This window comes from Georgenia satyanarayanai (assembly GCF_900116375.1).
Taxonomy (GTDB): Bacteria; Actinomycetota; Actinomycetes; order Actinomycetales; family Actinomycetaceae; genus Oceanitalea; species Oceanitalea nanhaiensis.
Genome location: NZ_UETB01000011.1, coordinates 73,257 through 96,985 on the forward strand (window position 1 = coordinate 73,257; position 23,729 = coordinate 96,985).

General features: G+C 72.6%; 26 protein-coding genes and 4 tRNA genes. 17 read left to right on the forward strand and 13 right to left on the reverse strand.

From position 1 onward, the window contains the following. Nucleotides 1-36: 36 nt before the first annotated feature. On the reverse strand, nt 37-222 hold the full coding sequence (locus tag DSZ44_RS13540; RefSeq protein ID WP_110853207.1) for a DUF3073 domain-containing protein: 186 nt from the start codon (nt 220-222) through the stop codon (nt 37-39). Between the two features lie 276 nt (nt 223-498). Here DSZ44_RS13540 and DSZ44_RS13545 point away from each other — a divergent pair, with 276 nt between their 5' ends. Further along, nucleotides 499-708 carry a BldC family transcriptional regulator gene (locus DSZ44_RS13545; protein ID WP_110853164.1) on the forward strand — a complete coding sequence of 70 codons (210 nt, stop codon included), beginning with the start codon at nt 499-501 and terminating at the stop codon, nt 706-708. Between the two features lie 51 nt (nt 709-759). Here DSZ44_RS13545 and DSZ44_RS13550 read toward each other — a convergent pair whose 3' ends face one another. Continuing rightward, the gene (locus DSZ44_RS13550; RefSeq protein ID WP_110853165.1) at nt 760-1,080 is read right to left on the reverse strand and encodes a DUF3618 domain-containing protein; all 321 of its coding nucleotides are present in this window, start codon (nt 1,078-1,080) and stop codon (nt 760-762) included. Continuing rightward, nucleotides 1,077-1,508, reverse strand: coding sequence for a phage holin family protein (locus DSZ44_RS13555; RefSeq protein ID WP_110853166.1), 432 nt, complete (start codon nt 1,506-1,508; stop codon nt 1,077-1,079). Before DSZ44_RS13555 ends, DSZ44_RS13550 begins: the two co-directional genes overlap by 4 nt. Nucleotides 1,509-1,813: 305 nt before the next feature. On the opposite strand from DSZ44_RS13555, the gene DSZ44_RS13560 reads away from it, so the two are divergent. Further along, nucleotides 1,814-6,865: an ExeM/NucH family extracellular endonuclease gene (locus tag DSZ44_RS13560; RefSeq protein ID WP_146237559.1), complete on the forward strand. Its 5,052-nt coding sequence runs from the start codon at nt 1,814-1,816 to the stop codon at nt 6,863-6,865. A 121-nt stretch (nt 6,866-6,986) separates the two neighbouring features. Here the strand turns inward: DSZ44_RS13560 and DSZ44_RS13565 are convergent. The 3 genes from DSZ44_RS13565 to DSZ44_RS13575 all read right to left on the reverse strand — a co-directional run bounded on the left by DSZ44_RS13565 (nt 6,987) and on the right by DSZ44_RS13575 (nt 7,294). Continuing rightward, a tRNA-Phe gene (locus DSZ44_RS13565) sits at nt 6,987-7,059 on the reverse strand. Nucleotides 7,060-7,104: 45 nt separating this feature from the next. Further along, nucleotides 7,105-7,178 (reverse strand) — tRNA-Asp (locus DSZ44_RS13570). 43 nt (nt 7,179-7,221) lie between these two features. Beyond that, a tRNA-Glu gene (locus tag DSZ44_RS13575) sits at nt 7,222-7,294 on the reverse strand. Between the two features lie 149 nt (nt 7,295-7,443). On the opposite strand from DSZ44_RS13575, the gene DSZ44_RS13580 reads away from it, so the two are divergent. From DSZ44_RS13580 to DSZ44_RS13595, 4 genes are all read left to right on the forward strand, one after another. Further along, the gene (locus DSZ44_RS13580; RefSeq protein WP_110853168.1) at nt 7,444-7,803 is read left to right on the forward strand and encodes a metallopeptidase family protein; all 360 of its coding nucleotides are present in this window, start codon (nt 7,444-7,446) and stop codon (nt 7,801-7,803) included. A gap of 1 nt (nt 7,804) precedes the next feature. Next, entirely contained in the window at nt 7,805-8,713 is a 909-nt protein-coding gene (locus tag DSZ44_RS13585; RefSeq protein WP_110853169.1) for a cation diffusion facilitator family transporter, read from the forward strand. A gap of 81 nt (nt 8,714-8,794) precedes the next feature. Then, a complete protein-coding gene (locus tag DSZ44_RS13590) occupies nt 8,795-9,046 on the forward strand; it encodes a helix-turn-helix transcriptional regulator (RefSeq protein ID WP_110853170.1) in 252 nt (83 codons plus the stop codon). After that, on the forward strand, nt 9,043-9,597 hold the full coding sequence (locus DSZ44_RS13595; RefSeq protein ID WP_110853171.1) for a hypothetical protein: 555 nt from the start codon (nt 9,043-9,045) through the stop codon (nt 9,595-9,597). Before DSZ44_RS13590 ends, DSZ44_RS13595 begins: the two co-directional genes overlap by 4 nt. Before the next feature lie 28 nt (nt 9,598-9,625). Here the strand turns inward: DSZ44_RS13595 and surE are convergent, their stop codons facing one another. Together surE and DSZ44_RS13605 are read right to left on the reverse strand one after the other, a co-directional pair. Beyond that, the gene (surE, locus tag DSZ44_RS13600; protein ID WP_110853172.1) at nt 9,626-10,501 is read right to left on the reverse strand and encodes a 5'/3'-nucleotidase SurE; all 876 of its coding nucleotides are present in this window, start codon (nt 10,499-10,501) and stop codon (nt 9,626-9,628) included. A 3-nt stretch (nt 10,502-10,504) separates the two neighbouring features. Further along, entirely contained in the window at nt 10,505-11,473 is a 969-nt protein-coding gene (locus DSZ44_RS13605) for a 1-phosphofructokinase family hexose kinase (RefSeq protein ID WP_110853173.1), read from the reverse strand. Nucleotides 11,474-11,530: 57 nt separating this feature from the next. Between DSZ44_RS13605 and DSZ44_RS13610 the strand changes: the two genes are divergently transcribed. The 5 genes from DSZ44_RS13610 to DSZ44_RS13630 all read left to right on the forward strand — a co-directional run bounded on the left by DSZ44_RS13610 (nt 11,531) and on the right by DSZ44_RS13630 (nt 15,426). Then, nucleotides 11,531-12,049, forward strand: coding sequence for a GNAT family N-acetyltransferase (locus DSZ44_RS13610; RefSeq protein ID WP_110853174.1), 519 nt, complete (start codon nt 11,531-11,533; stop codon nt 12,047-12,049). Nucleotides 12,050-12,081: 32 nt separating this feature from the next. Next, nucleotides 12,082-12,504: a peptide-methionine (R)-S-oxide reductase MsrB gene (msrB, locus tag DSZ44_RS13615; RefSeq protein WP_110853175.1), complete on the forward strand. Its 423-nt coding sequence runs from the start codon at nt 12,082-12,084 to the stop codon at nt 12,502-12,504. Nucleotides 12,505-12,514: 10 nt separating this feature from the next. Then, nucleotides 12,515-13,279, forward strand: coding sequence for an endonuclease/exonuclease/phosphatase family protein (locus tag DSZ44_RS13620; RefSeq protein ID WP_181424644.1), 765 nt, complete (start codon nt 12,515-12,517; stop codon nt 13,277-13,279). A gap of 98 nt (nt 13,280-13,377) precedes the next feature. Next, nucleotides 13,378-13,644, forward strand: a complete 267-nt coding sequence (locus tag DSZ44_RS13625) for a GlsB/YeaQ/YmgE family stress response membrane protein (protein WP_110853177.1) — start codon at nt 13,378-13,380, stop codon at nt 13,642-13,644. 252 nt (nt 13,645-13,896) lie between these two features. Continuing rightward, complete coding sequence (locus DSZ44_RS13630; protein WP_110853178.1) at nt 13,897-15,426, forward strand: DEAD/DEAH box helicase; 1,530 nt, start codon at nt 13,897-13,899, stop codon at nt 15,424-15,426. Nucleotides 15,427-15,513: 87 nt separating this feature from the next. Here DSZ44_RS13630 and DSZ44_RS18360 read toward each other — a convergent pair whose 3' ends face one another. The 3 genes from DSZ44_RS18360 to DSZ44_RS13640 form a co-directional block, all read right to left on the reverse strand. After that, the gene (locus tag DSZ44_RS18360; RefSeq protein WP_181424645.1) at nt 15,514-15,657 is read right to left on the reverse strand and encodes a hypothetical protein; all 144 of its coding nucleotides are present in this window, start codon (nt 15,655-15,657) and stop codon (nt 15,514-15,516) included. Nucleotides 15,658-15,751: 94 nt separating this feature from the next. After that, nucleotides 15,752-16,030 (reverse strand): hypothetical protein, encoded by a 279-nt coding sequence (locus tag DSZ44_RS13635; protein WP_110853179.1) that lies wholly within the window; start codon nt 16,028-16,030, stop codon nt 15,752-15,754. Nucleotides 16,031-16,129: 99 nt separating this feature from the next. Continuing rightward, nucleotides 16,130-16,202 (reverse strand) — tRNA-Lys (locus DSZ44_RS13640). A 137-nt stretch (nt 16,203-16,339) separates the two neighbouring features. Here DSZ44_RS13640 and DSZ44_RS13645 point away from each other — a divergent pair. Both DSZ44_RS13645 and DSZ44_RS13650 read left to right on the forward strand, forming a co-directional pair. After that, the gene (locus DSZ44_RS13645; RefSeq protein WP_110853180.1) at nt 16,340-16,618 is read left to right on the forward strand and encodes a hypothetical protein; all 279 of its coding nucleotides are present in this window, start codon (nt 16,340-16,342) and stop codon (nt 16,616-16,618) included. 9 nt (nt 16,619-16,627) lie between these two features. Continuing rightward, nucleotides 16,628-17,275, forward strand: a complete 648-nt coding sequence (locus DSZ44_RS13650; protein WP_110853181.1) for a hypothetical protein — start codon at nt 16,628-16,630, stop codon at nt 17,273-17,275. Here DSZ44_RS13650 and DSZ44_RS13655 read toward each other — a convergent pair whose 3' ends face one another. Next, nucleotides 17,276-17,647: a spore germination protein GerW family protein gene (locus DSZ44_RS13655; RefSeq protein WP_110853182.1), complete on the reverse strand. Its 372-nt coding sequence runs from the start codon at nt 17,645-17,647 to the stop codon at nt 17,276-17,278. It abuts the gene before it with no gap. Nucleotides 17,648-17,804: 157 nt separating this feature from the next. Between DSZ44_RS13655 and DSZ44_RS13660 the strand changes: the two genes are divergently transcribed. Genes DSZ44_RS13660 through DSZ44_RS13675 form a run of 4 tightly spaced genes read left to right on the forward strand, consistent with a single transcriptional unit; the run spans nt 17,805 to nt 22,641 of the window. Then, a complete protein-coding gene (locus tag DSZ44_RS13660; protein ID WP_258369512.1) occupies nt 17,805-18,428 on the forward strand; it encodes a hypothetical protein in 624 nt (207 codons plus the stop codon). Further along, nucleotides 18,428-19,288, forward strand: a complete 861-nt coding sequence (gene mshD / locus DSZ44_RS13665) for a mycothiol synthase (protein WP_110853183.1) — start codon at nt 18,428-18,430, stop codon at nt 19,286-19,288. Before DSZ44_RS13660 ends, mshD begins: the two co-directional genes overlap by 1 nt. Nucleotides 19,289-19,306: 18 nt before the next feature. Continuing rightward, complete coding sequence (locus DSZ44_RS13670; protein WP_110853184.1) at nt 19,307-21,640, forward strand: RNA degradosome polyphosphate kinase; 2,334 nt, start codon at nt 19,307-19,309, stop codon at nt 21,638-21,640. Further along, nucleotides 21,637-22,641: an NUDIX hydrolase gene (locus tag DSZ44_RS13675; protein WP_110853185.1), complete on the forward strand. Its 1,005-nt coding sequence runs from the start codon at nt 21,637-21,639 to the stop codon at nt 22,639-22,641. The genes DSZ44_RS13670 and DSZ44_RS13675 overlap by 4 nt, the downstream gene beginning before the upstream one ends. Here the strand turns inward: DSZ44_RS13675 and DSZ44_RS13680 are convergent. Next, nucleotides 22,638-23,678 (reverse strand): LacI family DNA-binding transcriptional regulator, encoded by a 1,041-nt coding sequence (locus DSZ44_RS13680; protein ID WP_181424646.1) that lies wholly within the window; start codon nt 23,676-23,678, stop codon nt 22,638-22,640. The genes DSZ44_RS13675 and DSZ44_RS13680 overlap by 4 nt on opposite strands. Nucleotides 23,679-23,729 lie beyond the last annotated feature (51 nt).

Consider the following 23,729-nt stretch of genomic DNA (forward strand, 5'->3'; position numbering starts at 1 on the left):
ATCGCTGTCACGCCGTCGCCGTGGGCGACGGTGAACCTAGTCCGAGCGGAGACGCCAGTCGTCGTCATCCTCTGCGGAGGGGATCTCGAAGTCGTGCATGTCCCGGTCATGGCTCTGAGACGCCAGCTCTCTCTCGAGAGCCTGGTAGTCGGTCTCCGGGCTGTAGTACTTCAGCCGGCGAGCGACCTTCGTCTGCTTGGCCTTCTGACGGCCGCGCCCCATGGCGTCGACCCCCTCCAACGTAGAAGAGGGGCAGGCACCGACGGTGTCAGTGCGGCCCCATTTATGTGGTCATGGTTCGTGAGCCCCACGGTACATGGTCGAGCGGCGGTTCGACCATCCAGCGCACGTGCGGCGGCTCACTCCGGCGGCCGGCCAGCGGCGTGGTGGTGCTGGGTGACATGGGACCTTCGTCCGCTTTTCGCCCGAATCGGGCGGGTTAGCGTGGTTCATCGGGCGGGTGAGCCTGCCCGGGCCGCGACGGAACTGAGGTGCACCATGGACGAGAAGCTCCGCGAGGAGACGCTGCTGACCCCCGGTGAGGTGGCTGCCCGGTTCCGGGTGGACCCCAAGACCGTGACCCGGTGGGCGAACGCGGGCAAGCTCACCGCGGTCCGCACCCTCGGCGGGCACCGGCGCTACCGGCGCAGCGAGGTCGACGAGCTGCTCGTCGCGAGCGGGATGGAGGCCGAGCGCCCCACGGGCTGAGAGCAGCACGCACGCAGGGCCCCTGTCAGGGCCCCGCGCGCGTGGGCGTGGTCAGCGGGAGCGGCGAGCGGCCACCGTGAGGACGGCGGCGAGCGCGGCCACACCCGCCCCGACGATCCCGATGGCCTTGGGGTCGCCGCCCTTGGCGTCGTCCAGGAGCGACTGGGCCTTGGCCTCGGCGGCCTTCGCCGCGTGCCTGGCGGACTCGCCGGTGCGTCCGACGGCGGCCTTGAGGCTCGACCTCGCCTCCTTGATCTGCTCGCGCGGGTCGAGCATCGAGCTGAGCTCGTCGACGGAGCCGGCCAGCTCCTGGCGGGTACGGGCGAGGTCCGCCTGGATCTGCTCGGGGGTGCGCTTGTCCTGGTCGCTCATGAGCTGAGCCCCTTCTTCACGGCGTCGAGGTCGGCCTTGAGGTTGGCCTTGGTCTCCTCGGCGGAGGGCGCCTCGCCCGACTGGAGCATCTTCTTGCCGACGAGGGCGATGATGCCGGCGATGACGAGGAGGACGACCGCGACGATGAGCGCGGACAACCACGCCGGAAGCGCCTCGGCCAGACCCAGCACCGCGGTGGTGATGAGAAGGGCGAGGGCAAAGAAGCCGAGGAGGCCGGCGACGGCGAACATCGCCGCACCCGCCCCCACCTTCTTGGCCTTGGCGGCCGCCTTGACCTGGATGAGCTCGAGCTCGCCGCGCAGGATGCGCGAGAACTGGTCGGAGATCCTGGCCACCAGCTCGCCGACCGTCGGGCGTCCGGGCGGCTGCTGGCCGGTCCCGAGGTGCTGCGGTCCCGCAGTGCTCACGCGTCTCCCTCTTCTCCGCGCCGAAGCGCCGTTGACCTGCTGTCGTCGTGTGCTGCCCCATGATCGCGGGGATCGGCCCACCGTGCACGTCCTCACCCCCGCGAGCCGTCCCGCGAACCGTCCCGACGCGTGCCGAGCGGGCAGGTGTCGGTCCGACGACGGGCGGGTGAACGGGCGGTGTCTCGGAGTGTGAGACGTTGACGACGGAGTGGCCCGTGCCACATGATGAGTGGGCCTACCCCTCCACTGCGCGCGATGTCGTGCGCACGAAGATGCCGGCCTGAACCACCGGAGAAGGAGCACCCGTGAGCCGAGTTCCCCGCAGGTCCACCACTCGTGGCAGAGGGGGTGTGGCCGCGGTGGGAGTCGCCTCCCTCATCCTCACCCCTCTCGTGGCCGTCGCCCCTGCCGCTGCTGTCATGAGCGACGGGCCGGTGTTCGTCAGCGAGATCCACTACGACAACGACGGCGCCGACGAGGGGGAGGCGATCGAGGTCCAGGCCCCGGTCGGCACCGACCTCGCCGGGTGGCAGGTCGTTCTCCACAACGGCAGCGACGGCACCGTGTACAGCACGACGGCGATCGACGAGGTGGTGCCCGAGGCGGGCGTCGTCGTCCTCGACTACCCGTCCAACGGCATCCAGAACGGCGGCCCCGACGGCGTGGCCCTGGTCGACGCCGAGGGCGCCGTCGTCGAGCTCCTCTCCTACGAGGGCGTGATGACCGCCGTCGGCGGGCCCGCCGACGGCGTGGAGAGCACGGACATCGGCGTCTCCGAGCCGGGCAGCACGCCGGCGGGGCAGTCCCTCCAGCGCATCGACGGCGAGTGGACCGGTCCGGCCGCGAGCAGCTTCGGCACCGTGAACTCGGCGGACACCGAGCCTGACCCGGACCCCGAGCCGGTGCCGGAGGAGGTCACCCCGATCGCTGCCATCCAGGGGACCGGCGCGGAGACGCCGCTGGACGGCGACGTCGTCCGGACCCGCGGCGTCGTCACGGGCGTCTACCCCGAGGGCGGCTTCAACGGCGCCTACATCCAGACGCCCGGCACCGGCGCGGACCTCGCGGGGCACGAGGCCTCGCACGGCGTCTTCGTCTTCGGTGGTGACACCGACCTCGCGACCGAGGTGGCGATCGGCGACTACGTCGAGGTCGTCGGTACGGCGGGCGAGTACTTCGGGCTGACCCAGGTCGAGGCGCAGTCCTACGTCGCGGTGGACGAGGCCGTCGAGCCCGTCGTGCCGGCCGAGACCGCGCTGCCCGCGGTCGACGAGCGGGAGGCCTTCGAGGGCATGCTCCTCGCCCCGCAGGGTGACTTCACGGTGACCGACACGTACCACACCAACCGCTTCGGCTGGGTTGGTCTGGCCGCGGGCGACGAGCCGCTGCGTCAGCCGACCGACGTCGTCCGCCCGCGCACCGCGGAGTACGACACGCTCGTGGCCGCGAACGCCGACCGCGAGATCCGGATGGATGACGGCTCCAGCCACGACTGGACGAACTTCGACTTCGACAACCACGAGACGCCGGTCGCCTACCTCGACCCGGAGGACCCGGTGCGGGTCGGGGCGCCGGTCGAGTTCGAGCGGCCGGTCATCCTCGACTACCGGCGCACGATCGCGAACCAGGACTCGACCTGGAACCTCCAGCCGCAGACGCGGCTCACCGGCGCCGACGCGGGCGACGTCCAGCCGATCAGCTGGGAGAACACCCGGCCGTCGGCCGAGGGCCCGGCGGAGGTCGGCGGCGACGTCACCGTCGCCACCTTCAACGTGCTCAACTACTTCACCAGCCTGGGCGAGGGCGAGGACGGCTGCGGCTTCTACGGCGACCGTGCGGGCGAGCCGACCACGGCCCGCAACTGCGACGTCCGCGGCGCCTTCGACGCCGAGAACCTCGCGCGCCAGACCGAGAAGATCGTCTCGGCGATCACTGCGCTGGACGCCGACGTCGTCGCCCTCCAGGAGATCGAGAACTCCTTCTCCTTCGTCCCGGGCACCGCGCCCGCGGACCGCGACCACGCCCTGTCCGACCTCGTCGACGCCCTCAACGCGGGAGCCGGCGAAGAGCGCTGGGAGTACGTGGAGTCCGCCACCGAGTTCCCCGCGGACGAGGACGTCATCCGCAACGCCTTCATCTACCAGGCCGACGCCGTCGCCCCGGTGGGCGGCACCGAGATCCTCCTCGGCAGCGACGCGTTCGACAACGCGCGCGAGCCGATGGCGCAGGAGTTCGCCCTGGTCGACGAGGCGGGCGAGGTCGTCGCGGACGCCGACACCTTCGTCGTCATCAACAACCACTTCAAGTCCAAGGGCTCGGGCTCCGGCGAGAACGCCGACCAGGGCGACGGCCAGGGCGCCTCGAACCCCGACCGCATCGAGCAGGCCCAGGCCCTTGTCGCCTTCGCCGACGACGTCGCAGCCGACGCCGGGACCGAGCTGGTCCTCCTCGCGGGTGACTTCAACTCCTACACCCGGGAAGACCCGATGCAGGTCTTCTACGACAGCGGCTACACGGACCTCGGGGACGAGCTCACCGAGAAGTCGACGTACTCCTTCGGCTCGATGGTCGGCTCGCTCGACCACGTCCTCGCCAGCGAGGCGGCCACCGCGGCCGTGACCGGCGCGGACGTCTGGAACATCAACGCCTACGAGTCGATCGCCTTCGAGTACAGCCGGTACAACTACAACGTCACCGACTTCCACGACGACTCCCCGTACCGGTCCAGCGACCACGACCCGATCATCGCCGGGCTCGACCTCGTGGAGGAGCCGACCGTCGACATCAACCTGCTGGCCTTCAACGACTTCCACGGCCGCCTGTTCGACTACGACACCGACGACGACGGCAACGTCACCGGCAACGCGACTCTCGCCTTCGCCGGCACGATCGAGGAGCTGCGCGCGGAGCAGGGCGAGGACAACACCGTGCTGTTCTCCTCCGGTGACAACATCGGTGCCTCGCTGTTCACCTCCTCCCTGCAGGAGGACAGGCCGACGATCGACATCCTGGGTGCCCTCGACCTCGCCACCTCGGCGGTCGGCAACCACGAGTTCGACGGCGGTCTCGACAACCTCACCGGCCAGGTGAGCGACTGGGCCGACTTCGAGTACCTCGGGGCGAACGTCTACGGCGCCGACGGCGAGCCGGTGCTCCAGGAGTTCGAGACGGTCGAGGTCGACGGCCTCACGGTCGCCGTCATCGGGGCGGTCACGCAGGAGACGCCGACGCTCGTGCGCCCCGGCGGCATCGAGGGCCTGACCTTCGGTGACCCGGTGGAGGCGGTCAACCGCGTCGCGGCCCAGCTCAGCGACAGCGACGCGGAGAACGGCGAGGCCGACGTCATCGTGGCGGCGTACCACGAGGGGGCCGGCTTCGCCGAGGACTCCTCGACCCTCGAGGAGGAGGTGGCCTCGAGCGAGGTCTTTGCGCACATCGTGAACGACACGACTGCCGAGGTCGACGCCATCTTCAACGGCCACACCCACAAGGTCTACGCGTGGGACGGTCCCGTCCCGGGTGCCGAGGGTGAGTTCCGCCCGGTGATCCAGGGGGAGAGCTACGGGGAGTACGTCTCCCAGGTCGTCCTCACCGTGGAGCGGGACGGCGGGGACGTCGTCGACTACACGGCCCGCAACGTCGCCGTCACCGAGACGCCGTTCGGCGAGCTCGTGGAGACCTACCCGCGGGTGGCCGAGGTGAAGGACATCCTCGACGACGCGCTCGCCGAGGCGGAGGAGATCGGCAGCGAGGTCATCGGTTCGGCGACCGCCGACATCACGACCGCGCACACGACCGACGACGAGGGGGAGCAGGTCCGCGACGACCGCGGCAGCGAGTCGACGCTGGGCAACCTCGTGGCGGACGCACTGCTCGCCGAGCTGAGCGCGGAGAACTTCGGCGGCGCGGAGATCGGCGTGGCGAACCCCGGCGGCCTGCGTGCCGAGCTCTACGAGGGGGACATCACCTTCGCGGAGGCGAACGCCGTCCTGCCGTTCCTCAACGACCTGTGGACGGTCACCCTCACGGGTGAGCAGTTCCTCCAGCTGCTCGAGCAGCAGTGGCAGCCGGAGAGCGCCTCGCGCGACTACCTCCAGCTGAGCCTGTCGGACAACGTCACCTACACCTACGACCCGGAGGCCGACCGCGGTGAGCACATCACCTCGGTGACCGTCGACGGCCGGCCGCTCGACCCGGAGGCCGAGTACCGGATCGGGACGTTCTCCTTCCTCGCGGAGGGCGGCGACAACTTCACCGCCTTCGAGGACGCGACGGACGTCCAGCAGACCGGTCTGCTCGACCGCGACGCGTGGATCAGCTACATCGAGACCAACTCTCCGCTGTCGCCGGACTTCGCGCGGCAGTCGACCGTGGTCACGCCGCTGCCCGCGCAGCTCGTGGCGGGCGAGGAGGTCTCCTTCGAGGTCAGCGGGCTCGACCTCACCTCGCTGGGCAGCCCGGACAACACCGAGCTGGCCGTCTACCTCGTCGGGGAGGACGGCGAGCGCGGCGAGGCCGCGCACACCGCTCCCGTCACCGACGGCGCCGCCACGGTCACCTTCACCGTGCCGAGCGACCTCGACGGCGAGTACACCCTGGAGATGGAGGCCGCCCCCAGCGGCACCACCGTCCAGGTGCCGGTGACGGTCGAGGGCCGGACCCCGGCCCAGCAGTACGGCTTCTTCCTGTCCAACGACTGGTCCGGGATCGCGCACTACGCCTTCCAGTACGGCCGGCACACCGACGAGGTGCTCATCGGTGACTGGGACGGCAACGGCACGGACACCATCACCGTGCGTCGCGGGAAGCAGTACTTCGTCAACGACGCGCCCCAGGGTGGGCCCGCGAGGAGCGTCTTCACCTACGGCCGGGACGGCGACGTCGTCCTCGTCGGTGACTGGGACGGTGACGGCGTCGACACGCTGGCGGTGCGCCGTGGCGCGCAGTACCACGTGAAGAACTCCCTGCGCGGCGGTGACGCGGACCGCGTCATCACCTACGGGCGCGCGAACGACGACGTCCTCGTCGGGGACTGGGACGGCAACGGCACGGACACCTTCGCGGTGCGCCGTGGCGCGACGTACCACGTGAAGGACCGCATCGCCGGCGGTGACGCCGACGTGGTCCTCACCTACGGCCGCCCGGGCGACGTCACCCTCGCCGGTGACTGGGACGGCAACGGCACGGACACCTTCGCGATCCGACGGGACCGCGAGTTCCACGTGAAGAACTCCCTGCGTGGGGGCCCGGCCGACTTCGCGATCCTCTACGGCCGCTCCGGTGACGACGTGTACGTCGGTGACTGGAACGGTGACGGCAAGGACACCCTGGGCGTGCGCCGCACCCCGGTCTCCTGACCGGGTAGCCCACGAGCGGGGGCCTCGCACCGACCAGGTGCGGGGCCCTCGCCCGTTGCGGCCTGCGGCTGCGACGACGGAGAAAAGAGAGACCCCCGCGCGAGGCGGGGGTCTCTCGGTGTGGCTCCGACCGGCGTCGATCCGGTGACCTTTCGATTTTCAGTCGAACGCTCTACCAACTGAGCTACAGAGCCTGGTGTGCGAAGGCCCGGCCAGAACTCTGACCGGGCCTTCCGCCGCGACCCCGACGGGACTTGAACCCGCGACCTCCGCCGTGACAGGGCGGCGCGCTAACCAACTGCGCTACGGGGCCTTGTGGTAAGGCTTCCTGCTGTACATCGTGTCGTGCTGGTTCGTACCCCCAACGGGATTCGAACCCGTGCTACCGCCGTGAAAGGGCGGGGTCCTAGGCCGCTAGACGATGGGGGCCCGTTCGGACGCCCGTGACGCCGAGGCGCCCCAAGACCTCCATAAGCATAGGGGGAAGAACGGCGTAGGAGCAAAACGCCTCGGTGTGGTCTGCGGCACGTCCGTGGAACGCCCGCCGGGCCGTCAGGGGCGTGGGTGATGATGGGGCCATGGTCGAGATGTCCCGCGCCGAGTTCGAGGAGGCCGTCAGTGACGGTCTGGACCTCGTGCCGCCCGAGCTGGCGGCGCAGATGGACAACGTCGTCGTGCTCGTCGAGGACGAGCCACCGGCCGACGCGGAGGACCCGGACCTGCTCGGCCTCTACGAGGGCACCCCGCTCACCGAGCGGGACTCGTGGTGGGCGGCCGGCTCGCTGCCCGACCGGATCACCATCTTCCGCGGTCCGACGCTGCGCTTCTGCGAGAGCCGCGAGGAGGTCATCGAGGAGGTCGCCGTGACGGTCGTCCACGAGATCGCCCACCACTTCGGCATCGACGACGAACGCCTCCACGAGCTCGGCTGGGGCTGACGTGGGCCACGACCACCACCGCACCGCTGCCGCGGCGCACCGCTCCCGGCTCCTCGCGGCGTTCCTCGTCACGGCCACCGTCATGGTGGTCGAGGCCGTCGGCGGGTGGCTGGCCGGGTCCCTCGCCCTCCTTGCGGACGCCGGGCACATGCTCTCCGACACCGCCGCGCTCGGCCTGGCGCTCGCGGCCACGTGGATCGCCTCGCGCCCCGCGCGGGGCAGGTGGACCTTCGGCTGGCAGCGGGCGGAGATCCTCGCCGCCCTCGTCAACGGCGTCATCCTGCTCGTCGTCGGCGTCGTCGTCATCGTCGAGGGCGTCGGCAGGTTCGGGACCGAGCCGGAGATCCGCACCGGCCTCATGGTCGCCGTCGGTGCCGTCGGCCTGGTCGCCAACCTCGTCTCCCTGTGGCTGCTCGGCGGCGGGCGCGGGGAGAGCCTCAACGTGCGTGGTGCCTACCTCGAGGTGCTCGGGGACCTGCTCGGCTCGGTGGCGGTCCTCCTCGCCGCGGCCGTCATCGCGGTGACCGGGTGGACCGAGGCGGACGCCGTCGCCTCGGTGGCACTGGGGGTGTTCATCGTCCCTCGTGCGCTGCTCCTGCTGCGCGACGTCGCCCGCGTGCTGCTCGAGGGGGCGCCCGAGGACATGTCGCTCGCCCGGCTGCGGGAGCACATGTGCGAGGTCGAGGGCGTCGTCACGGTCCACGACCTCCACGCCTGGACGATCACCTCCGGCGTGCCGGTGGTGTCCGCGCACGTCGTCGTCGAGGACGACGTGCTCCACCCCCAGCGCTTCTGCACGGTCCTCGACGCGTTGCAGCGGTGCCTCGAGGGCCACTTCGACGTCGAGCACTCCACGCTCCAGCTGGAACCGCGTGACCACAAGGCGACCGAGGTGCGGCTCCACGACTGAGCGAGCGGGATGTCAACGGGGCTTGACCAAAAATGTCAATGCGGCTTGACATATCGTGTCAACGATCCTTAACATCGAGCCATGACGCCACGAGCCGTCGCACCGAGCGACACGGGCAACCCCGTCCGGCGACGCCGCCGTGAGCAGCGCCTGACCCAGGCCGAGCTCGCCACCGCCGTCGGCGTGAGCCGGCAGACGGTCATCGCCGTCGAGCAGGGCGACTACGCACCGTCGGTCTACCTCGCGCTGCGGATCGCCCGCGCGCTGAGCGCGACCGTCGAGGAGCTGTTCGGCCAGGACGAGGACACCACCACAGGAGAGGCACGACGATGAGGACCACCAACGGGGCGCTCGATCGCGCGGCCGACCGACTCATGGCACTGGGCAGCGCGAGCTACGGCGACGAGCGCGAGCGGGCCGTCTTCATGGCCGCCACCACCTTCGGCTACATGGTGACGACGTACGTCTCCATCGCCGTCGCGCTCGTCGCGGCCCTGTTCGGCCAGCTCCTGCTGCCGGTCGTCGTCCTCCTCCTCGTCGGCCTGCCGAGCTGGTCGGCGATCTGGTACTCCGGGCGCCGCGGGGTGGACGTCACCGAGCTCGCCTTCCGTGCCGAGCCGCGGATCAAGCGCACGGTCGGTGCCCTGACGTTCGGAGGCTTCGCGCTCGTCCTGGCGGCCCTGGCCGTCACGGTCTTCACGGGCCACGGACTGCTCGAGCTGCCCGCCCTCGACACCTCCGGTGCGCTCGGCTCGATGGTCAAGGGGGGCGTCGTCGGCGGTGCCGGTGGGCTCCTCGTGGCGGCCGTGGCGATGGCGGTGCAGAACCACCGCCGGACCCGCGGCGGCGCGCCGGCGCAGGAGGACACACCCGAGGAGGACTGACCGCCCGAGGACTCAGCCGCCCGAGGAGTCAGTGCGCCGCAGGGTCCTCGACGTGCTCCTCGGCGATCTCCCCGCTGGGTCGGTCGTCGCCCGCGCTCATCACGGTCCCGGAGCCGACGTCCACGGACACCGGTGCGTCGCCGCGGCCGGTGAAGCTCGGCAGCTCGGTGTCACCCGGCTCGTCGTAGGGGGCGGTGAGCAGGGTCGCGGTGGCCCAGCCACGCGCGAGCAGGTGGTGGTCCGAGCCCGGCTCGTCCTCGGCGTCGACGCCCGAGTAGGTGAGGGTGACGTAGTCCTGGCCCTTCTCCCGCACCCGGGCCTGGACGGCACCGAAGCTCGCCAGCCGGGCGGGGCGCAGGCCGCGCAGCTGCTCGACCGGGATGTCGGGGACGTTGACGTTGAGCACCCGCTCCTCGTCCGCGCCCTGCTCGCGCAGCCACGCGAAGGCGTGCGTGGTGACGAGCCGGGCCGTCTCCCAGTGCTGCGGCTCGGCCGAGGCGATCGACATGGCCAGCGCCGGGATTCCCTGGGTGGCGGAGGACAGCGCGGCACCCACCGTGCCGGAGTGGAGGGTGGCCCGGCCGGTGTTGGCGCCGAGGTTCACCCCCGACAGCACGAGGTCGGGGCGTTCGCCGAAGGCGCCGTAGGCCGCGACGAAGGTGATGAGCGCGGGAGCCGCCTTGACCCCGAAGGCCAGGACGCCGTCGGGCAGGCCGGGTGGGCGGGCGTCGACGAGGGCGAGGCGCCCGTCGACCTCCTTCGCCGTCAGGGATGCGCTGGCACCCGAGTACTGCCGGTGCGGAGCGGCGACGACGACGTCGCAGCCCGCCTCGAGGGCGACCTGCGCGAGCACGACGAGCCCCGGTGACTGGATGCCGTCGTCGTTGGTGATGAGTACCCGCACGCCTCAGCCCTCCACGCCGGGGGTCACGACCTCGATGCCGATGCGGCCCGCGAAGCGCTCGATCTGCTCGCGCCGGCCGGTGCCCAGCCCGCGGCGCGTGACGTTGAGCGCGCCGGCCGCGGCTCCCAGGCGGGCGGCCTCGCCCATGCTGGCTCCGCGGCCCAGCGCGACGGCCACCCCGGCGGTCATCGAGTCACCGGCGCCGCGGTGGTCCAGGGGCGTGACGACGGGCCCGACGAGCAGCCGGGTGGACTCCGCCGTCACGAGGAGCGTCGGCTCCCCGGCGCGCGAGATGAGCATCGCGCCGACGCCCTGGTCCACCAGCCGCCGCCCCGCCGCCTGCAGCTCCACGACGGAGTCCCCGCTCGTGAGGCCGGCTGCCTGCAGCTCCTCGTGGCTCATCTTGAGGACCGTGGGGCCCTCGGCGGCCGCGGCCCGGGCGGCGTCGCCCGAGAGGTCCGCGACGATCGGCTTGTCGACGCTGCGCACGTCCCGCACGAGGCGCGAGAAGAACCGGGCCGGCAGCACCCTGTCCGGCTCGGCGCCGGTGAGGACGAGGACGTCGGACTCGAGCGCCTCGACGAGGACCGTGCCGTAGAGGTCGTCGAGCTCGTGACGGGTCAGCTGCGGGGGCACCATGTGCGCGAGCGTGGCGCGGTCCCCGCCCCGGCGGTCGTGGACGTAGGCGCCGTTGCCCGCGTTGTAGGGCACGGCCCGCACGGTGAGCTTCTCCTCCGACAGCATGTGGGCGAGCACGGCGCCCACCTCGCCGCCGAAGGGTCCGCAGACGGTGACCTCCGCGCCGAGCGAGACCGCCATCCGCGCCACCCACAGCCCCTGGCCGCCCGGGTGCAGGTGGAGGTCGGCGGAGTGCTCGTAGTCCTCCTCCTCGCCCGGCTCGACCTCGACCATGAGCAGGGGCGTGGGCGCGAGGACGCACAGCCGGGGTCGGTGCGCCGCCTGCTGCTCCATGGCGAGAGCCTAGGACCGCGCAGGACAGGGCGCAGGGGATAGGTGCACACTGTGGCGATGGAGGCAACGGCAGGCCGGACGCGTCGCGCCACGGGAGCCCCGCCCGTGCGGGTCCTCGAGGGCCAGGCGGGCAGTGACGCGGCGGCGAACGCGGTGCGTGCCTACCTCGCCGAGCTGCGGGACCGGGTCGACATCGACCCCTCCTTCGCGCATGCCGCGGACCCCGCCGAGGTCACCCCGCCGCGCGGGGACTTCATGCTCGTCAGCGAGGTCGCGACGGGAGCCGTGGTCGGCTTCGGGGCGGTGCACGTGCTCGAACCGGGTGTCGTCGAGATCCGGCGGATGTGGCTCAAGCCCGACGTCCGGGGCCGGGGGCTCGGCAGGTTCCTCCTGTCGTCCCTGGAGAACCGGGCGCGCTCGCTCGGCGGGCGCCGGGTGCTCCTCGGCGTCAACGAGTCCCTCGTCGAGGCCTGCGGGCTCTACCGGGCCAGCGGCTACGAGCCCGTCGAGCGGTACGACGACAACCCCTACGTGACGCACGTCTTCGGCAAGCAGCTCATCGAGCCCTCGACGTGACTTCCCGCCCCGAGCAGGCGCAAGATGGAGCCATGAGCACCGAGAACCAGCGCGTGGCGTTCACCAAGGTGGCGCTGAGCGAGGAGGAGTGGCGCGAGCGCCTCTCGCCCAAGGAGTACCACGTCCTGCGCGAGGCGGGCACGGAGCGGCCGGGCACCGGCGAGCTCCTCCACGAGAACCGCGAGGGCGTGTACAGCTGCCGCGGCTGCGGGGCCGAGCTGTTCCGCTCGACCACGAAGTTCGACGCCCACTGCGGCTGGCCGAGCTTCTTCTCCCCGCAGGAGTCCGACGCGGTCACCCTCCTCGAGGACCGCACCCTGGGCATGGTCCGCACCGAGGTGCGCTGCGCCCGCTGCGACTCCCACCTCGGCCACGTCTTCCCCGACGCGCCGCAGACCCCCACCGGGGACCGCTACTGCATGAACTCCGTGGCCCTCACCTTCGAGGAGCGCTGAGAGGCTGCCCGTGCTGGTGGTGACGTCGAACATCCAGCACGGGCACCCGCTCGTGGGCGACCCGAGCTCCGCAGAGCGCCTCGCCACCGCCTTCCGGGACCTGCCCGGTGACCTCCTCGCCCTGCAGGAGGTCGACAAGGGGCAGGCCCGCAGCGGCCGCATCGACGAGACGGCGGTGATCGCCGAGTCGCTCGGCTACCGCTGGCACCGCTTCGCCGCGGCGTTCGCCGGCTCCACCCGGGGGCTGCGCCGGCGCCCCGAGCCGTCCGACGTCCCGGACGACTCCGGCTACGGCGTCGCCCTCCTCAGCCGCTGGCCGGTGAGCTCCTGGCACGTGCGGCCGTTGCGGCCCGGCCCGGTGCGGATCGCGCCCGCGGACACCCGCCTCGGCTTCCAGGTGCGGCTCGACCAGCCGCGGGTGCTGCTCGCCGCCGTGGTCCAGGCCCCCTCCGGGCCGGTGACGGTGGGCTGCACGCACCTGTCCGTCGCCCCGCCCGTGGCCCGGCGCCAGCTGGCGGAGTCGGCGTGGGCGCTGCGCGCGCTGCCCGGCCCCCACCTCCTGCTCGGTGACCTCAACATGGGCCCCGACGACGCCGCCCGCGTGACGGGCATGCGCGGGCTGGCCCACGCACCCACCTTCAGCGCCCGCCGGCCCCGGCGGCAGCTCGACCACGTGCTCGCTGGCCCCGGGCTGCGCGCCGTCAGCGGGGCGAGCACGGTGCGCCTGCCCGTGTCGGACCACCTGGCCCTCGCCGTCGACGTCGAACCGGCCTGACACTTCTCGGAGTGCGGGCACTGCGGGCGCGTGCCACGATTCCGGACGAACACCCGGCGTCACCCCGATGGTGGCGCCCCGTGAGAGGAAGGAATGCCATGGAGATCATTGGTCTCATCATCTTCGGAGCCGTCATCGGCGCGCTCGCTCGGCTCTTCATGAAGGGCGACCAGAACCTCGGCATCCTGTGGACGATCATCCTCGGTGTGCTGGGCGCCCTGGCCGGCTACTGGCTGGCCGGCGTGCTGGGCGTGGAGGACACCGGCGGTATCGACTGGATCCGCTGGGCGATCTCGATCGTCGCCGCGGTCCTCTTCATCAGCATCTACCTCGGCATCACGAACAAGGGCGCCAAGCGCCGCTGAGTCCGACCCTGCGCCGGCCGGTCCCCTCGGGGGCCGGCCGGCGTCGTCGTGTCCGGAGTCCACTGCGACCGCCGCCCACCGCGCGGCAGGTCACACGTCCCTTCCGGGCACGGACCGCGCCCGTGGGGTTACCCTGGTGCGGTGGGCACCGCGTCTTCGCGAGCCCGGCGTCGTCGAGTTCGAGGCAGCGGTCATCGCTGCGGATCCCGTTACGGCGAACTCCGACCGATCTTCGAAGCCTGAAAGGCACCCTTGACCTCCTTCGCGTCCTTTGACCTGCCCGCGCCCGTCGTCCAGCACCTCACCGACACCGGCATCACGGCCCCCTTCCCCATCCAGTCGGCGACCCTGCCCGACACCCTCAACGGCCGGGACGTCCTCGGCCGCGGGCGGACCGGCTCGGGCAAGACCCTCGCCTTCGCCCTCCCGCTCGTCACCCGGCTCGCCGGCCGCCGCCGCGTCCCCAAGCGCCCCAGCGGCCTCGTCCTCGTCCCGACGCGTGAGCTCGCCAACCAGGTCAACGCCGTCGTCGAGCCCCTCGCGACGTCGCTCGGCATGGTGACGACGACGATCTTCGGCGGCGTCAACCAGACCCGCCAGGTCAACGCGCTCCGCTCCGGCGTCGACATCGTCATCGCCTGCCCCGGCCGCCTCGAGGACCTGCTCGGCCAGGGCATGCTCTCCCTGGACGACGTGCAGGTCACCGTCCTGGACGAGGCCGACCACATGGCCGACCTCGGCTTCCTGCCCGGGGTCAAGCGGATCATGGACCGCACGCCGCGCACCGGTCAGCGGATGCTCTTCTCCGCCACGCTGGACAACGGCGTGGACGTCCTCGTCAAGCGCTACCTCACCGACCCGCTGCACCACGCCGTCGACAGCGCCGAGTCGCCCGTCGCCGCGATGACCCACCACGTCCTCGCCGTCTCCGGCGCCGACGACAAGAAGGACGTCGTCCAGGCGCTCGCCTCCGGCACGGGCAAGCGCGTGCTCTTCACGCGCACCAAGCACCAGGCCAAGCGCCTGGCCAAGCAGCTGACGGCGGCCGGCGTGCCCGCCGTCGACCTGCACGGCAACCTCACCCAGCCGGCCCGTGAGCGCAACCTCGCGGCCTTCTCCACCGGTACCGTCCGCGTGCTCGTCGCCACCGACATCGCCGCGCGCGGGATCCACGTCGACGACGTCGAGCTCGTCGTCCACGTCGACCCGCCCGCCGAGCACAAGGCCTACCTGCACCGCTCCGGGCGTACCGCCCGCGCCGGCTCCGGCGGCGACGTCGTGACGATCATGCTCCCCGAGCAGGCCGGCGACATGCGCACCCTCACCCGCCAGGCGAAGATCTCGGCGAAGCCGGTGAGCGTGCGCCCGGGTGACCGCGTCGTCTCCGAGCTCGTCGGCGAGCTCGCGCCGCTCGTGTCCCCGGCCGAGGCCGCGGCGACCGTGCCGAGCGCGCCTCAGCAGCAGCGCGCCGGTGCCGGTGGCGGCAGTGGCCGTCGTCGCGGCGGCCGTGGCCGCTCCGGCTCCGCCGCTACCACCGGCCGCGCGCCCCAGGGCGGCGGCCGGTCCGGCGGTTCCGGCGCGCCCCGCGGCGGCGGCCGTGGGGGCGCCAAGACCGGTGGCGGGGCCAGGACCGGCGGCGGCGCCGGCCGCGGCGCCGGGTCGCGTTCGGTCTACTCCTCCACGACCGGGCAGGCCTCGGTCGACTCGCGCCCGGCGCAGGGCGGCGGCCAGGGCCGCAGCCGCGGCGGCCGGCGTGCGACGTCCGGCGTCCGCAGCGTCTGACGCCCCTCTCTTCCCCCCGAGTACGCACAGACGGTCACCTCGACGCACATCACGTGCGTCCGTGGTGACCGTCTGTGCGTACTCGCGTCAGCGCTGCTTCCGGCCGTTGCGCACCTTGGCGACCATCTCCTTGGCCTTGCGCTGGTTCTCGGGCTTGCCAGCCTCGCGCTGGACGATCTGAAGCGCTTTCATGGCGATGCCACCACGGATGGCCTTGCGCAGGAATCCCATCGTGCCTCCTCGTCTCCGCGGCCGGCGGGTCTCGTCGGCGTGCCGTCGAAGGTACGAGTGGACGGTCGGGGGCGCCAGCCGAGACGGGCGGGAGCTACGCCGTGCTCGTCGGTGCGGTGGCGTCCGCCTCCCCGCGAGCGGGGTCCGTCCCCTCGGGGGCGGGCGGCCCGGCCACGTCGGGGTGCGCGACACGAACCTCGTCGCGTGGCCGCAGCCGCAGGGTCTGCTCGTCGGTGACGACGACGACCTCCCCGCCCGTCCGGCTGGCCTCGCGGACCGGGACCAGCCGCTCACCGCGCGGCCCGACACCGACGAGCACGTCGCCCGGGCGCAACGCCCGGGCGAGCTTCACCGTGCTGTCGTACGTCTCCATGGACCCGTCCCTGCCCCTTGTCTGCGGTCTCGGGCGGGGCCAGGTTCGTGAAACCCCGCCCACCCAGGATGTGGCAGGACCGGCCGTCGCGCCAAGCCGTGGGCCCCGTGGGACTCGAACCCACAACCTACGGATTAAAAGTCCGCTGCTCTGCCCATTGAGCTAGAGGCCCGGGACACGGGCCGCTGGGGGCCGGCGTCGCCAGGGACCAGGGTACGCGGCGGCCCCGCTGCGGTTGCGCGGAGCGGGATCGGGCCGCACCGTAATAGGGGTGCTGCGAGGCACCGCCACCACCTCAGAGGGGGAGTCATGCTGAGCCTCACCGACAACGCCAAGGCCGCGATCACCGGCATCACCTCCCAGTCGGGTCTGCCGAAGTCCGGCGGGGTGCGCATCTCGCTGGCCCCGGACGCGGACCAGGTGGAGATGAGCCTGTCGCCGCAGCCCGAGACGGGTGACGACGTCATCGAGGAGGACGGTGCCCGCGTCTTCGTCGAGGAGGCCGCCTCGCCGCTGCTCGCCGAGCACCTGCTCGACGCGGAGACCGGACCCGAGGGCGTGGGCTTCGCGCTCCGCAGGGCGAGCTGACGCAGAGCAGTGGACGGTCGCGAGCGGCCCCGACGGCCCGCCATCCTCGACAACAAGGACGCCGAGCTCATCTGGGGCGACTCCGACCCGGCGCTCGCGTCCGAGGCCGCCCACTCCACGGCCAACGCGGTCCTCTACGGGCCCAGCCACCTGGCCGAGGACGAGCGGCTCGCCGAGCGTGTCGGCGCGATCATCGACGCCGAGGGGCTGGACGAGATCGCCGGCCTGTGGTCGCGCAGCCCCGCCACCACCCTCCCCGGTGCGCTGTGGCGTCTCTACCTCGTGCGCGCCTGGCTCGAGCGCGACCCCGAGACCATCACGATGCGCTTCCGCGCCGGCACCGCGCAGACCGGCCCGGGGGAGACGACGTCGGACGGGGAGCCCCGCGACGCCGTCGCCGCCCCCCAGCCGCCCGTCCTGGACGAGCGGCTCGCCCAGCTGTTCGGCGGGACGAGCGAGACCGAGCTCGCGGACGTCCTCGAGCAGGCCGCCGCGTTCCTGCGGGTCCTGTCCGACGGCGCGGCGAGCGACCCCCGCTGGCACACGCACGACGACGCCGCCGCCGGACCGGTGACACGCCGCCCCCACGCGCTCGCGGCGACGGCCGACGAGCTCGACGCCGCGGCCTCCCGAGCCAGGGCCCGCAGGCTCGACTGACTACCGGCGCCGGGCGCGCAGAGCCCGGGCGAGTGCGAGCACCGCGATCGCGCCGACCACCTGCCCGCCGAGGATCACCCGGTTGAGGTCGAGCGCCGGGTGCCAGCGCACCACCCCGTCCCGCACCGCGTAGACGCCCACCGCCTTGGCGTGGACACCGAAGCCGCCCCCGCCTCCGGAGCCCTCGCCGGTGCCGCCCTCCTCCGCGCTGCCGAGCGCGCCCTTGCCGTAGCCCATGCCGCTGGCGCCGACGACCCGGGCGACCGGGATGACGAGCGTGCCGTCCACCTCGTAGGCCTCGCCGAAGACGCGCCGCACGTGCAGCGCGTCACCGGCCGTCTCGACAGGTCGGGTCGCGGGTGTCTCGTCCATGGTGTGCTGCCTCTCCTCGGGTGGGCGCGCCAAGCACACCACGGACGGCGGGGCGCGCGGAAGAGCGGCCGCGCACGTGCCGGACCGGTGAGGTGTCTCGTAGCATCGGGGAGGTTCCGGTCGGTCCGTCCGGGACGGACCACCGTGAGGGGGACAGATGGAGCGCAAGCACCGCCGTCCGGCCATGCTCGACGCGCAGACCGCCGAGCGCATCGTCGGCGACGTCGACCCGGCGCTGCGCTCGCAGGCCGCCCACACGACGGCCGCCGTCCTCGTCGGCCGCGGCCGCGCCGGAGCTGAGGACCCCGAGCTCGTCTCCCGCCTCGTCTCGCTCGTCGACACCGAGGGTCTGGACACCATCGCCGCGCTGTGGTCGCAGAGCCCCTCGACGACCCTCCCGGGCGCGCTGTGGCGCCTGTACCTCATGCGCGAGTGGGTGCGCGCCGACCCGGCCCGGGTCGCCGACCGCTTCTCCCTCGGCCGCCACCGGGCCGAGGTCGCCGGGGTCATCGCCGGCGTCGTCGAGCCGCCGGGCCCCGGTGACGTCGCCCAGCTCGCCGACGCCGTCCTCGCGGGCGTCTACGAGGGCGACCTCGACGTCGCCCTCGACCGGGCCGCAGCCTTCATCCGCGTCGTCGCCACCGGCTCGGCGCTCGACGCCGACTGGGTCGACGACGACGAGCTCGCCGCCCGCCTCACCCGCCGTGCCTCCGCGCTCCTGCGCACCGCCGAGGAGCTCGAGCAGGCCGCCGAGATGTGGCGCGTGGGGACGCTCGACTGATGGGCACCGGCCTCACCGGTCCCGCCTCCGCGGACGCCGTGCTGCGCCTCGCCGCCGCCGCGACGGACGCCGACGGCGTCGCGCCCCTGAACGAGCAGAGCGTCCTCGCCGTGCGGCACGGCACGGACGGGTGCCGTCACCACTGGCTCGGCGAGGGGGAGCAGCTCCTCGCCTACGCCGTCGTCGACGCCGAGGGCAGCGGCGAGCTGTGCGTCCACCCCGCCCACCGCCGGCGCGGCCTGGGACGCCGGCTGCTGGACGCCGTGCTCGACGACGTCCCCTCCGTCGCGCTGTGGGCGCACGGCGACCTGCCGGGCGCGCAGGGCCTGGCCCGCGCCGCCGGGCTGCGCGTCACCCGCGAGCTGTGGCAGATGGCCCGTGACCTCGACCCGGCGGCGGACGCGCCGGCGGTGGAGGAGCTCGCGGGCGTGGAGGTGCGGACCTTCGCCGTCGGGCAGGACGAGGAGGCGTGGGTGGCGCTCAACGGGACCGCCTTCGCCGACCACCCCGAGCAGGGGCGCCTCACCGTGGCGGACCTGCGCCAGCGGCAGGCCGAGCCCTGGTTCGACCCCTCCCTCCTGTGGCTCGCGCACGAGCCCGGACGGCCGGACGCGCTCCTCGCCTCGATGTGGGTCAAGCCCGACGGCGAGGACGCTGAAATCTACGCCCTCGGGGTGGCCCCGCAGGCCCAGGGCCGCGGGCTGGGCGGACACCTCACCGCCCTGGCGCTCGCGGAGATGCGACGCCGCGGCTTCCGCCGCACCACGCTCTACGTCGAGGGCGAGAACACGGCGGCGATCCGCACCTACCGGCGCGCCGGTTACGACCGCTCGTCACTCGACGTTCAGTACGCGCGCTGAGGTGGCAGCATTGGCCCCATGCCAGAGTCTGAGGTCACCTCGCCCAGCCACCTCGACGACGCACCCGTCGACGAGGCACCCGAGCCCGGTGACGACGGCGTCGACACCGTCGCGCTGACCGGGGCCGCGACGCCCCCCGAGGACGTCGCGGAGGAGGTCGCCGAGCAGACCGACGAGCTCGGCGAGGGGGCCGGCGAGGACGGCCGTGAGCCCGACCCGCTCGACGTCGAGCTGCCCGAGGGGCGGTTCGCGGACCGCGAGGTCAGCTGGCTCGCCTTCAACCAGCGCGTGCTCGAGCAGGCGCAGGACACCACCCAGCCGCTCCTCGAGCGGGCGTGGTTCCTGTCGATCTTCGCCTCCAACCTCGACGAGTTCTTCATGGTGCGGGTGGCCGGGCTCAAGCGCCGCATCGCCACCGGCCTCGCCGTGCCGGCCGCCTCCGGCCTCTCCCCGCGGCAGGTCCTCGAGGCCATCAGCGTGCGCGCCCACGAGCTCATGGAGGAGCACGCCCGCACCTTCGCCGAGGACATCCAGCCGGCGCTCGCGGACGAGGGCATCGAGATCCTCCACTGGGCGGACCTCGCCGAGAGCGAGCAGCTGCGCCTGCGCAAGTACTTCCGCAAGCAGATCTTCCCGGTCCTCACCCCGCTCGCCGTGGACCCGGCCCACCCCTTCCCCTACATCTCCGGGCTCTCCCTCAACCTCGCCGTCGTCGCCCGCAACCCGAGCTCGGGCAAGGAGCACTTCGCCCGCGTCAAGGTGCCGCCGCTCCTGCCGCGGTTCATCGCCGTCGACGCCGCGGGCCGTCCCCACCGCCCGGAGGAGACCCCCTCCTCGCGCGAGGACGGACGCACCGCCTTCGTCCCGCTCGAGGAGATCATCGGCGAGCACCTCGACTACCTCTTCCCCGGGATGGAGATCGTCGAGCACCACACCTTCCGCGTCACCCGCAACGAGGACCTCGAGGTCGAGGAGGACGACGCCGAGAACCTCCTCCAGGCCCTGGAGAAGGAGCTCATGCGCCGGCGCTTCGGGCCCGCGGTCCGCCTCGAGCTCGCCCAGGGCATCAGCGCGCACGTGCGCGACCTGCTCATCCGGGAGCTCGGCGTCGTCGAGCACGAGGTGTACGAGCTGCCCTCGCTGCTCGACCTCACCGGCCTCGAGGTCATCCACGAGCTCGACCGGCCCGAGCTGAAGTACCCGAAGTTCGTGCCCGTCACGGCCCACCCGCTGGCGGAGGTGGAGAGCGCCCAGCCGACGAACATCTTCGAGGCGATCCGCCGCCGCGACGTCCTCCTCCACCACCCCTACGACTCCTTCTCGACCTCGGTCCAGGAGTTCCTCGCGCAGGCCGCGGCGGACCCCAAGGTGCTCGCCATCAAGCAGACCCTGTACCGCACGTCCGGGGACTCCCCGATCGTCGACGCCCTCATCGACGCGGCCGAGGCCGGCAAGCAGGTGCTCGCGATCGTCGAGATCAAGGCGCGGTTCGACGAGCAGGCCAACATCTCCTGGGCGCGCAAGCTCGAGGAGGCCGGCGTCCACGTCGTCTACGGCATCGTCGGCCTCAAGACCCACTGCAAGCTCTCGCTCGTCGTGCGCAACGAGAAGGACGGGCTGCGCCGCTACTGCCACGTGGGCACCGGCAACTACAACCCCAAGACGGCCCGCGGCTACGAGGACCTCGGGCTGCTCACCTGCGACCCGGACGTCGGCCAGGACCTCACCCGCCTGTTCAACCAGCTCTCCGGCTACGCGCCGCGCTCGCGCTTCCGCCGCCTGCTCGTCGCGCCGCGCTCCATCCGGCCCGGGCTCGTCGACCGCATCGAGCGGGAGATCGCCGGGCACCGCGCCGGCCGGCCCGCGTGGATCAAGATCAAGGTCAACTCGATCGTCGACGAGACCGTCATCGACGCCCTGTACAGGGCGAGCCAGGCGGGCGTGCAGGTCGACGTCGTCGTACGCGGCATCTGTGCGCTGCGCGCCGGCATCCCCGGCCTGAGCGAGAACATCCGCGTCCGCTCGATCCTGGGCCGCTTCCTCGAGCACGCGCGCGTCTTCGCCTTCGCCGGGGACGAGGAGCTCCCGGACGTGTGGATCGGCAGCGCCGACCTCATGCACCGCAACCTCGACCGCCGCGTCGAGGTGCTCGTGCAGATCGTGGACAGGGAACAGGTGGAGTTCCTCACCGACCTCCTCGACCGGTGCGTCGCGCCGACGACGTCGTCCTGGCACCTCCTCCCGGACGGCACCTGGGAGCGCCACCAGGTCACCGAGGACGGCACGCCGCTCGAGGACGTCCAGGAGCTCCTCATCGCCCGCGCCCGGCGCCGCGTGGCGGCCAGCCGATGAGCGCGTCGCGGACCCAGTACGCGGCCGGCACGCTCGTGTGGCGGGTCAACGACCGCAAGAAGCTCGAGGTGCTCCTCGTCCACCGCCCCCGCTACGACGACTGGTCCTGGCCCAAGGGCAAGCTCGACAGCGGCGAGACGCTCGCCGCCTGCGCGGTCCGGGAGACGGCGGAGGAGACGGGCGTCGCCGTCGTCCTCGGCCAGCCGCTGCCGAAGGTCAGCTACCGGATGAGTGACGGTCGGCGCAAGGAGGTCTTCTACTGGGCCGCGCGCCCTGCGCAGCCCGACAACCTGTCCCTGCGCGCGCGCCCGCTCGCCTCCCCCGCGAGCACGCGGGAGATCGACGAGGTGCGGTGGGTCGAGGCCAAGGAGGCCCGCGCGCTCCTCACCCACGCCTACGACCGCGAGCCGCTGGGCATGCTCCTGGACCAGTGGAAGGACGAGCGGCTCAACACCTGGGCGCTGCTCGTCGTCCGGCACGCCCGGGCGCGCAAGCGCACGGCCTGGAAGGGCGGGGAGTCCACCCGCCCGCTCACCACGGTGGGGCAGGCCCAGGCGCAGCGGCTCGTCCCGCTGCTGTCGGCCTACGGCGTCGACCGGGTGCTCTCCAGCCCCTGGCGCCGCTGCGTGGACACGGTGACGCCCTACGCGGACACCATCGGTGTCGAGGTCGAGCTGCACGCGGAGATCACCGAGGACGCCCACCGCGAGAAGCCCAGACGGGCGCGCCGCCTCCTCGAGGTCGAGGTCAAGCAGCGAGCACCGGGCGTGGCGATCTGCACCCACCGGCCGGTGCTTCCGACCTTCATGGACCAGATCGCGATCAACACGCCCAACCGGATCATGAAGCAGGTGCCGGAGTCCGACCCCTGGCTCAAGACCTCCGAGATGCTCGTCGTCCACGTCGGACGACGGCCGGGGCGGGCCGCCGTCGTCGTCGCGCTCGAGAAGCACCGCGCCCCGACGTACCAGGAGGAGCTGACGGCCGCCCAGGCGGGCTAGGACGGCTGTCGCGGACCGTCGCCGGTCGACTCGCGCACGACGATCCGGAACCGTGCCTTGTGCAGGCGTGGCGGGCGGCGGACGTGCGCGCCCGGGTCCATCCGCTCCAGCAGCATGTCGACGGCGGTCCGGGCGATCTCCTCCCGCCCCGGGTCCACGCTCGTCAGGGAGGGCACGGTGAACCGTCCGGCGTCGACGTTGTCGAAGCCGATGACGGCGACGTCGTCGGGCACGCGTCGGTGCGCCTCGCCCAGGGCCCGCAGGACACCGAGCGCAAGCATGTCGTTGAGGGCGAAGACGGCGTCGAAGTCGACGCCGGACGCGAGGAGGTCACGGGTGGCCTCCGCGCCGTTCTGCGGGTGCCAGGGTGCGACGGGACGCTCGAGCTGCGGGTCGCGCGCGATGCCGGCCGCCGCGAGGGCCTCCCGGTACCCCTCCAGGCGCAGGTCCGCGGGCCGGATCTGGTCCTCGCGTCCGTCCGGGTGGGTCCCGACGACCGCGATCCGGCGGCGCCCCAGCGTGAGGAGGTGCTCGACGGCGGCCCGGGCGGCGGTGCTGTTGTGGATCGACACGTGGTCGGTCGGTCCGCCGAAGATCCGCTCCCCGAGGAGGACGAGCGGGTAGTTCACCCGCCCCAGGAGGTCGCGGTCCTCGATGCCGAGGCGCTCGGGGCTGAAGAGCAGCCCGTCCGCCTGGCGCAGCCCCTCGGTGAGCACCGCCATCTCCCGGTCCCGGTCACCGCCGAGCTGACCGATGATGACGCTGAGGCTGCGGGCCTCGGCCGCGCTGATCACGGCGTCCGCCAGCTCGGCGAAGTAGTTGAGCCGCAGCTCCGGCACGGCGAGCCCGATGACCCCCGTCCGGCCCGAGCGCAGGCCGCGGGCGGACTGGTTGGGGCGGTAGCCGAGCTCGGAGATCGCGTGCCGCACCCGGGCCCGGGTCTCGGGCCGCACGTAGGGGTAGTCGTTGACGACGTTCGAGACCGTCTTGATGGAGACCCCGGCCAGCAGCGCGACCTCTCGCATCGTCACACTCACGTCGGGCCCCTTGTGGTCGAATCCGCCGGGGACGGGCTGTCGGGCACCGTC

Excerpts from the sequence above, each read along its gene's own strand:
- DSZ44_RS13540 (WP_110853207.1), bottom strand. The coding sequence starts at position 222 with ATGGGGCGCGGCCGTCAGAAGGCCAAGCAGACGAAGGTCGCTCGCCGG.
- DSZ44_RS13545 (WP_110853164.1), top strand. The coding sequence starts at position 499 with ATGGACGAGAAGCTCCGCGAGGAGACGCTGCTGACCCCCGGTGAGGTG.
- DSZ44_RS13550 (WP_110853165.1), bottom strand. The coding sequence starts at position 1,080 with ATGAGCGACCAGGACAAGCGCACCCCCGAGCAGATCCAGGCGGACCTC.
- DSZ44_RS13580 (WP_110853168.1), top strand. The coding sequence starts at position 7,444 with ATGGTCGAGATGTCCCGCGCCGAGTTCGAGGAGGCCGTCAGTGACGGT.
- DSZ44_RS13590 (WP_110853170.1), top strand. The coding sequence starts at position 8,795 with ATGACGCCACGAGCCGTCGCACCGAGCGACACGGGCAACCCCGTCCGG.
- DSZ44_RS13595 (WP_110853171.1), top strand. The coding sequence starts at position 9,043 with ATGAGGACCACCAACGGGGCGCTCGATCGCGCGGCCGACCGACTCATG.
- DSZ44_RS13605 (WP_110853173.1), bottom strand. The coding sequence starts at position 11,473 with ATGGAGCAGCAGGCGGCGCACCGACCCCGGCTGTGCGTCCTCGCGCCC.
- DSZ44_RS13610 (WP_110853174.1), top strand. The coding sequence starts at position 11,531 with ATGGAGGCAACGGCAGGCCGGACGCGTCGCGCCACGGGAGCCCCGCCC.
- msrB (WP_110853175.1), top strand. The coding sequence starts at position 12,082 with ATGAGCACCGAGAACCAGCGCGTGGCGTTCACCAAGGTGGCGCTGAGC.
- DSZ44_RS13625 (WP_110853177.1), top strand. The coding sequence starts at position 13,378 with ATGGAGATCATTGGTCTCATCATCTTCGGAGCCGTCATCGGCGCGCTC.
- DSZ44_RS18360 (WP_181424645.1), bottom strand. The coding sequence starts at position 15,657 with ATGGGATTCCTGCGCAAGGCCATCCGTGGTGGCATCGCCATGAAAGCG.
- DSZ44_RS13635 (WP_110853179.1), bottom strand. The coding sequence starts at position 16,030 with ATGGAGACGTACGACAGCACGGTGAAGCTCGCCCGGGCGTTGCGCCCG.
- DSZ44_RS13645 (WP_110853180.1), top strand. The coding sequence starts at position 16,340 with ATGCTGAGCCTCACCGACAACGCCAAGGCCGCGATCACCGGCATCACC.
- DSZ44_RS13655 (WP_110853182.1), bottom strand. The coding sequence starts at position 17,647 with ATGGACGAGACACCCGCGACCCGACCTGTCGAGACGGCCGGTGACGCG.
- DSZ44_RS13660 (WP_258369512.1), top strand. The coding sequence starts at position 17,805 with ATGGAGCGCAAGCACCGCCGTCCGGCCATGCTCGACGCGCAGACCGCC.
- mshD (WP_110853183.1), top strand. The coding sequence starts at position 18,428 with ATGGGCACCGGCCTCACCGGTCCCGCCTCCGCGGACGCCGTGCTGCGC.
- DSZ44_RS13670 (WP_110853184.1), top strand. The coding sequence starts at position 19,307 with ATGCCAGAGTCTGAGGTCACCTCGCCCAGCCACCTCGACGACGCACCC.
- DSZ44_RS13675 (WP_110853185.1), top strand. The coding sequence starts at position 21,637 with ATGAGCGCGTCGCGGACCCAGTACGCGGCCGGCACGCTCGTGTGGCGG.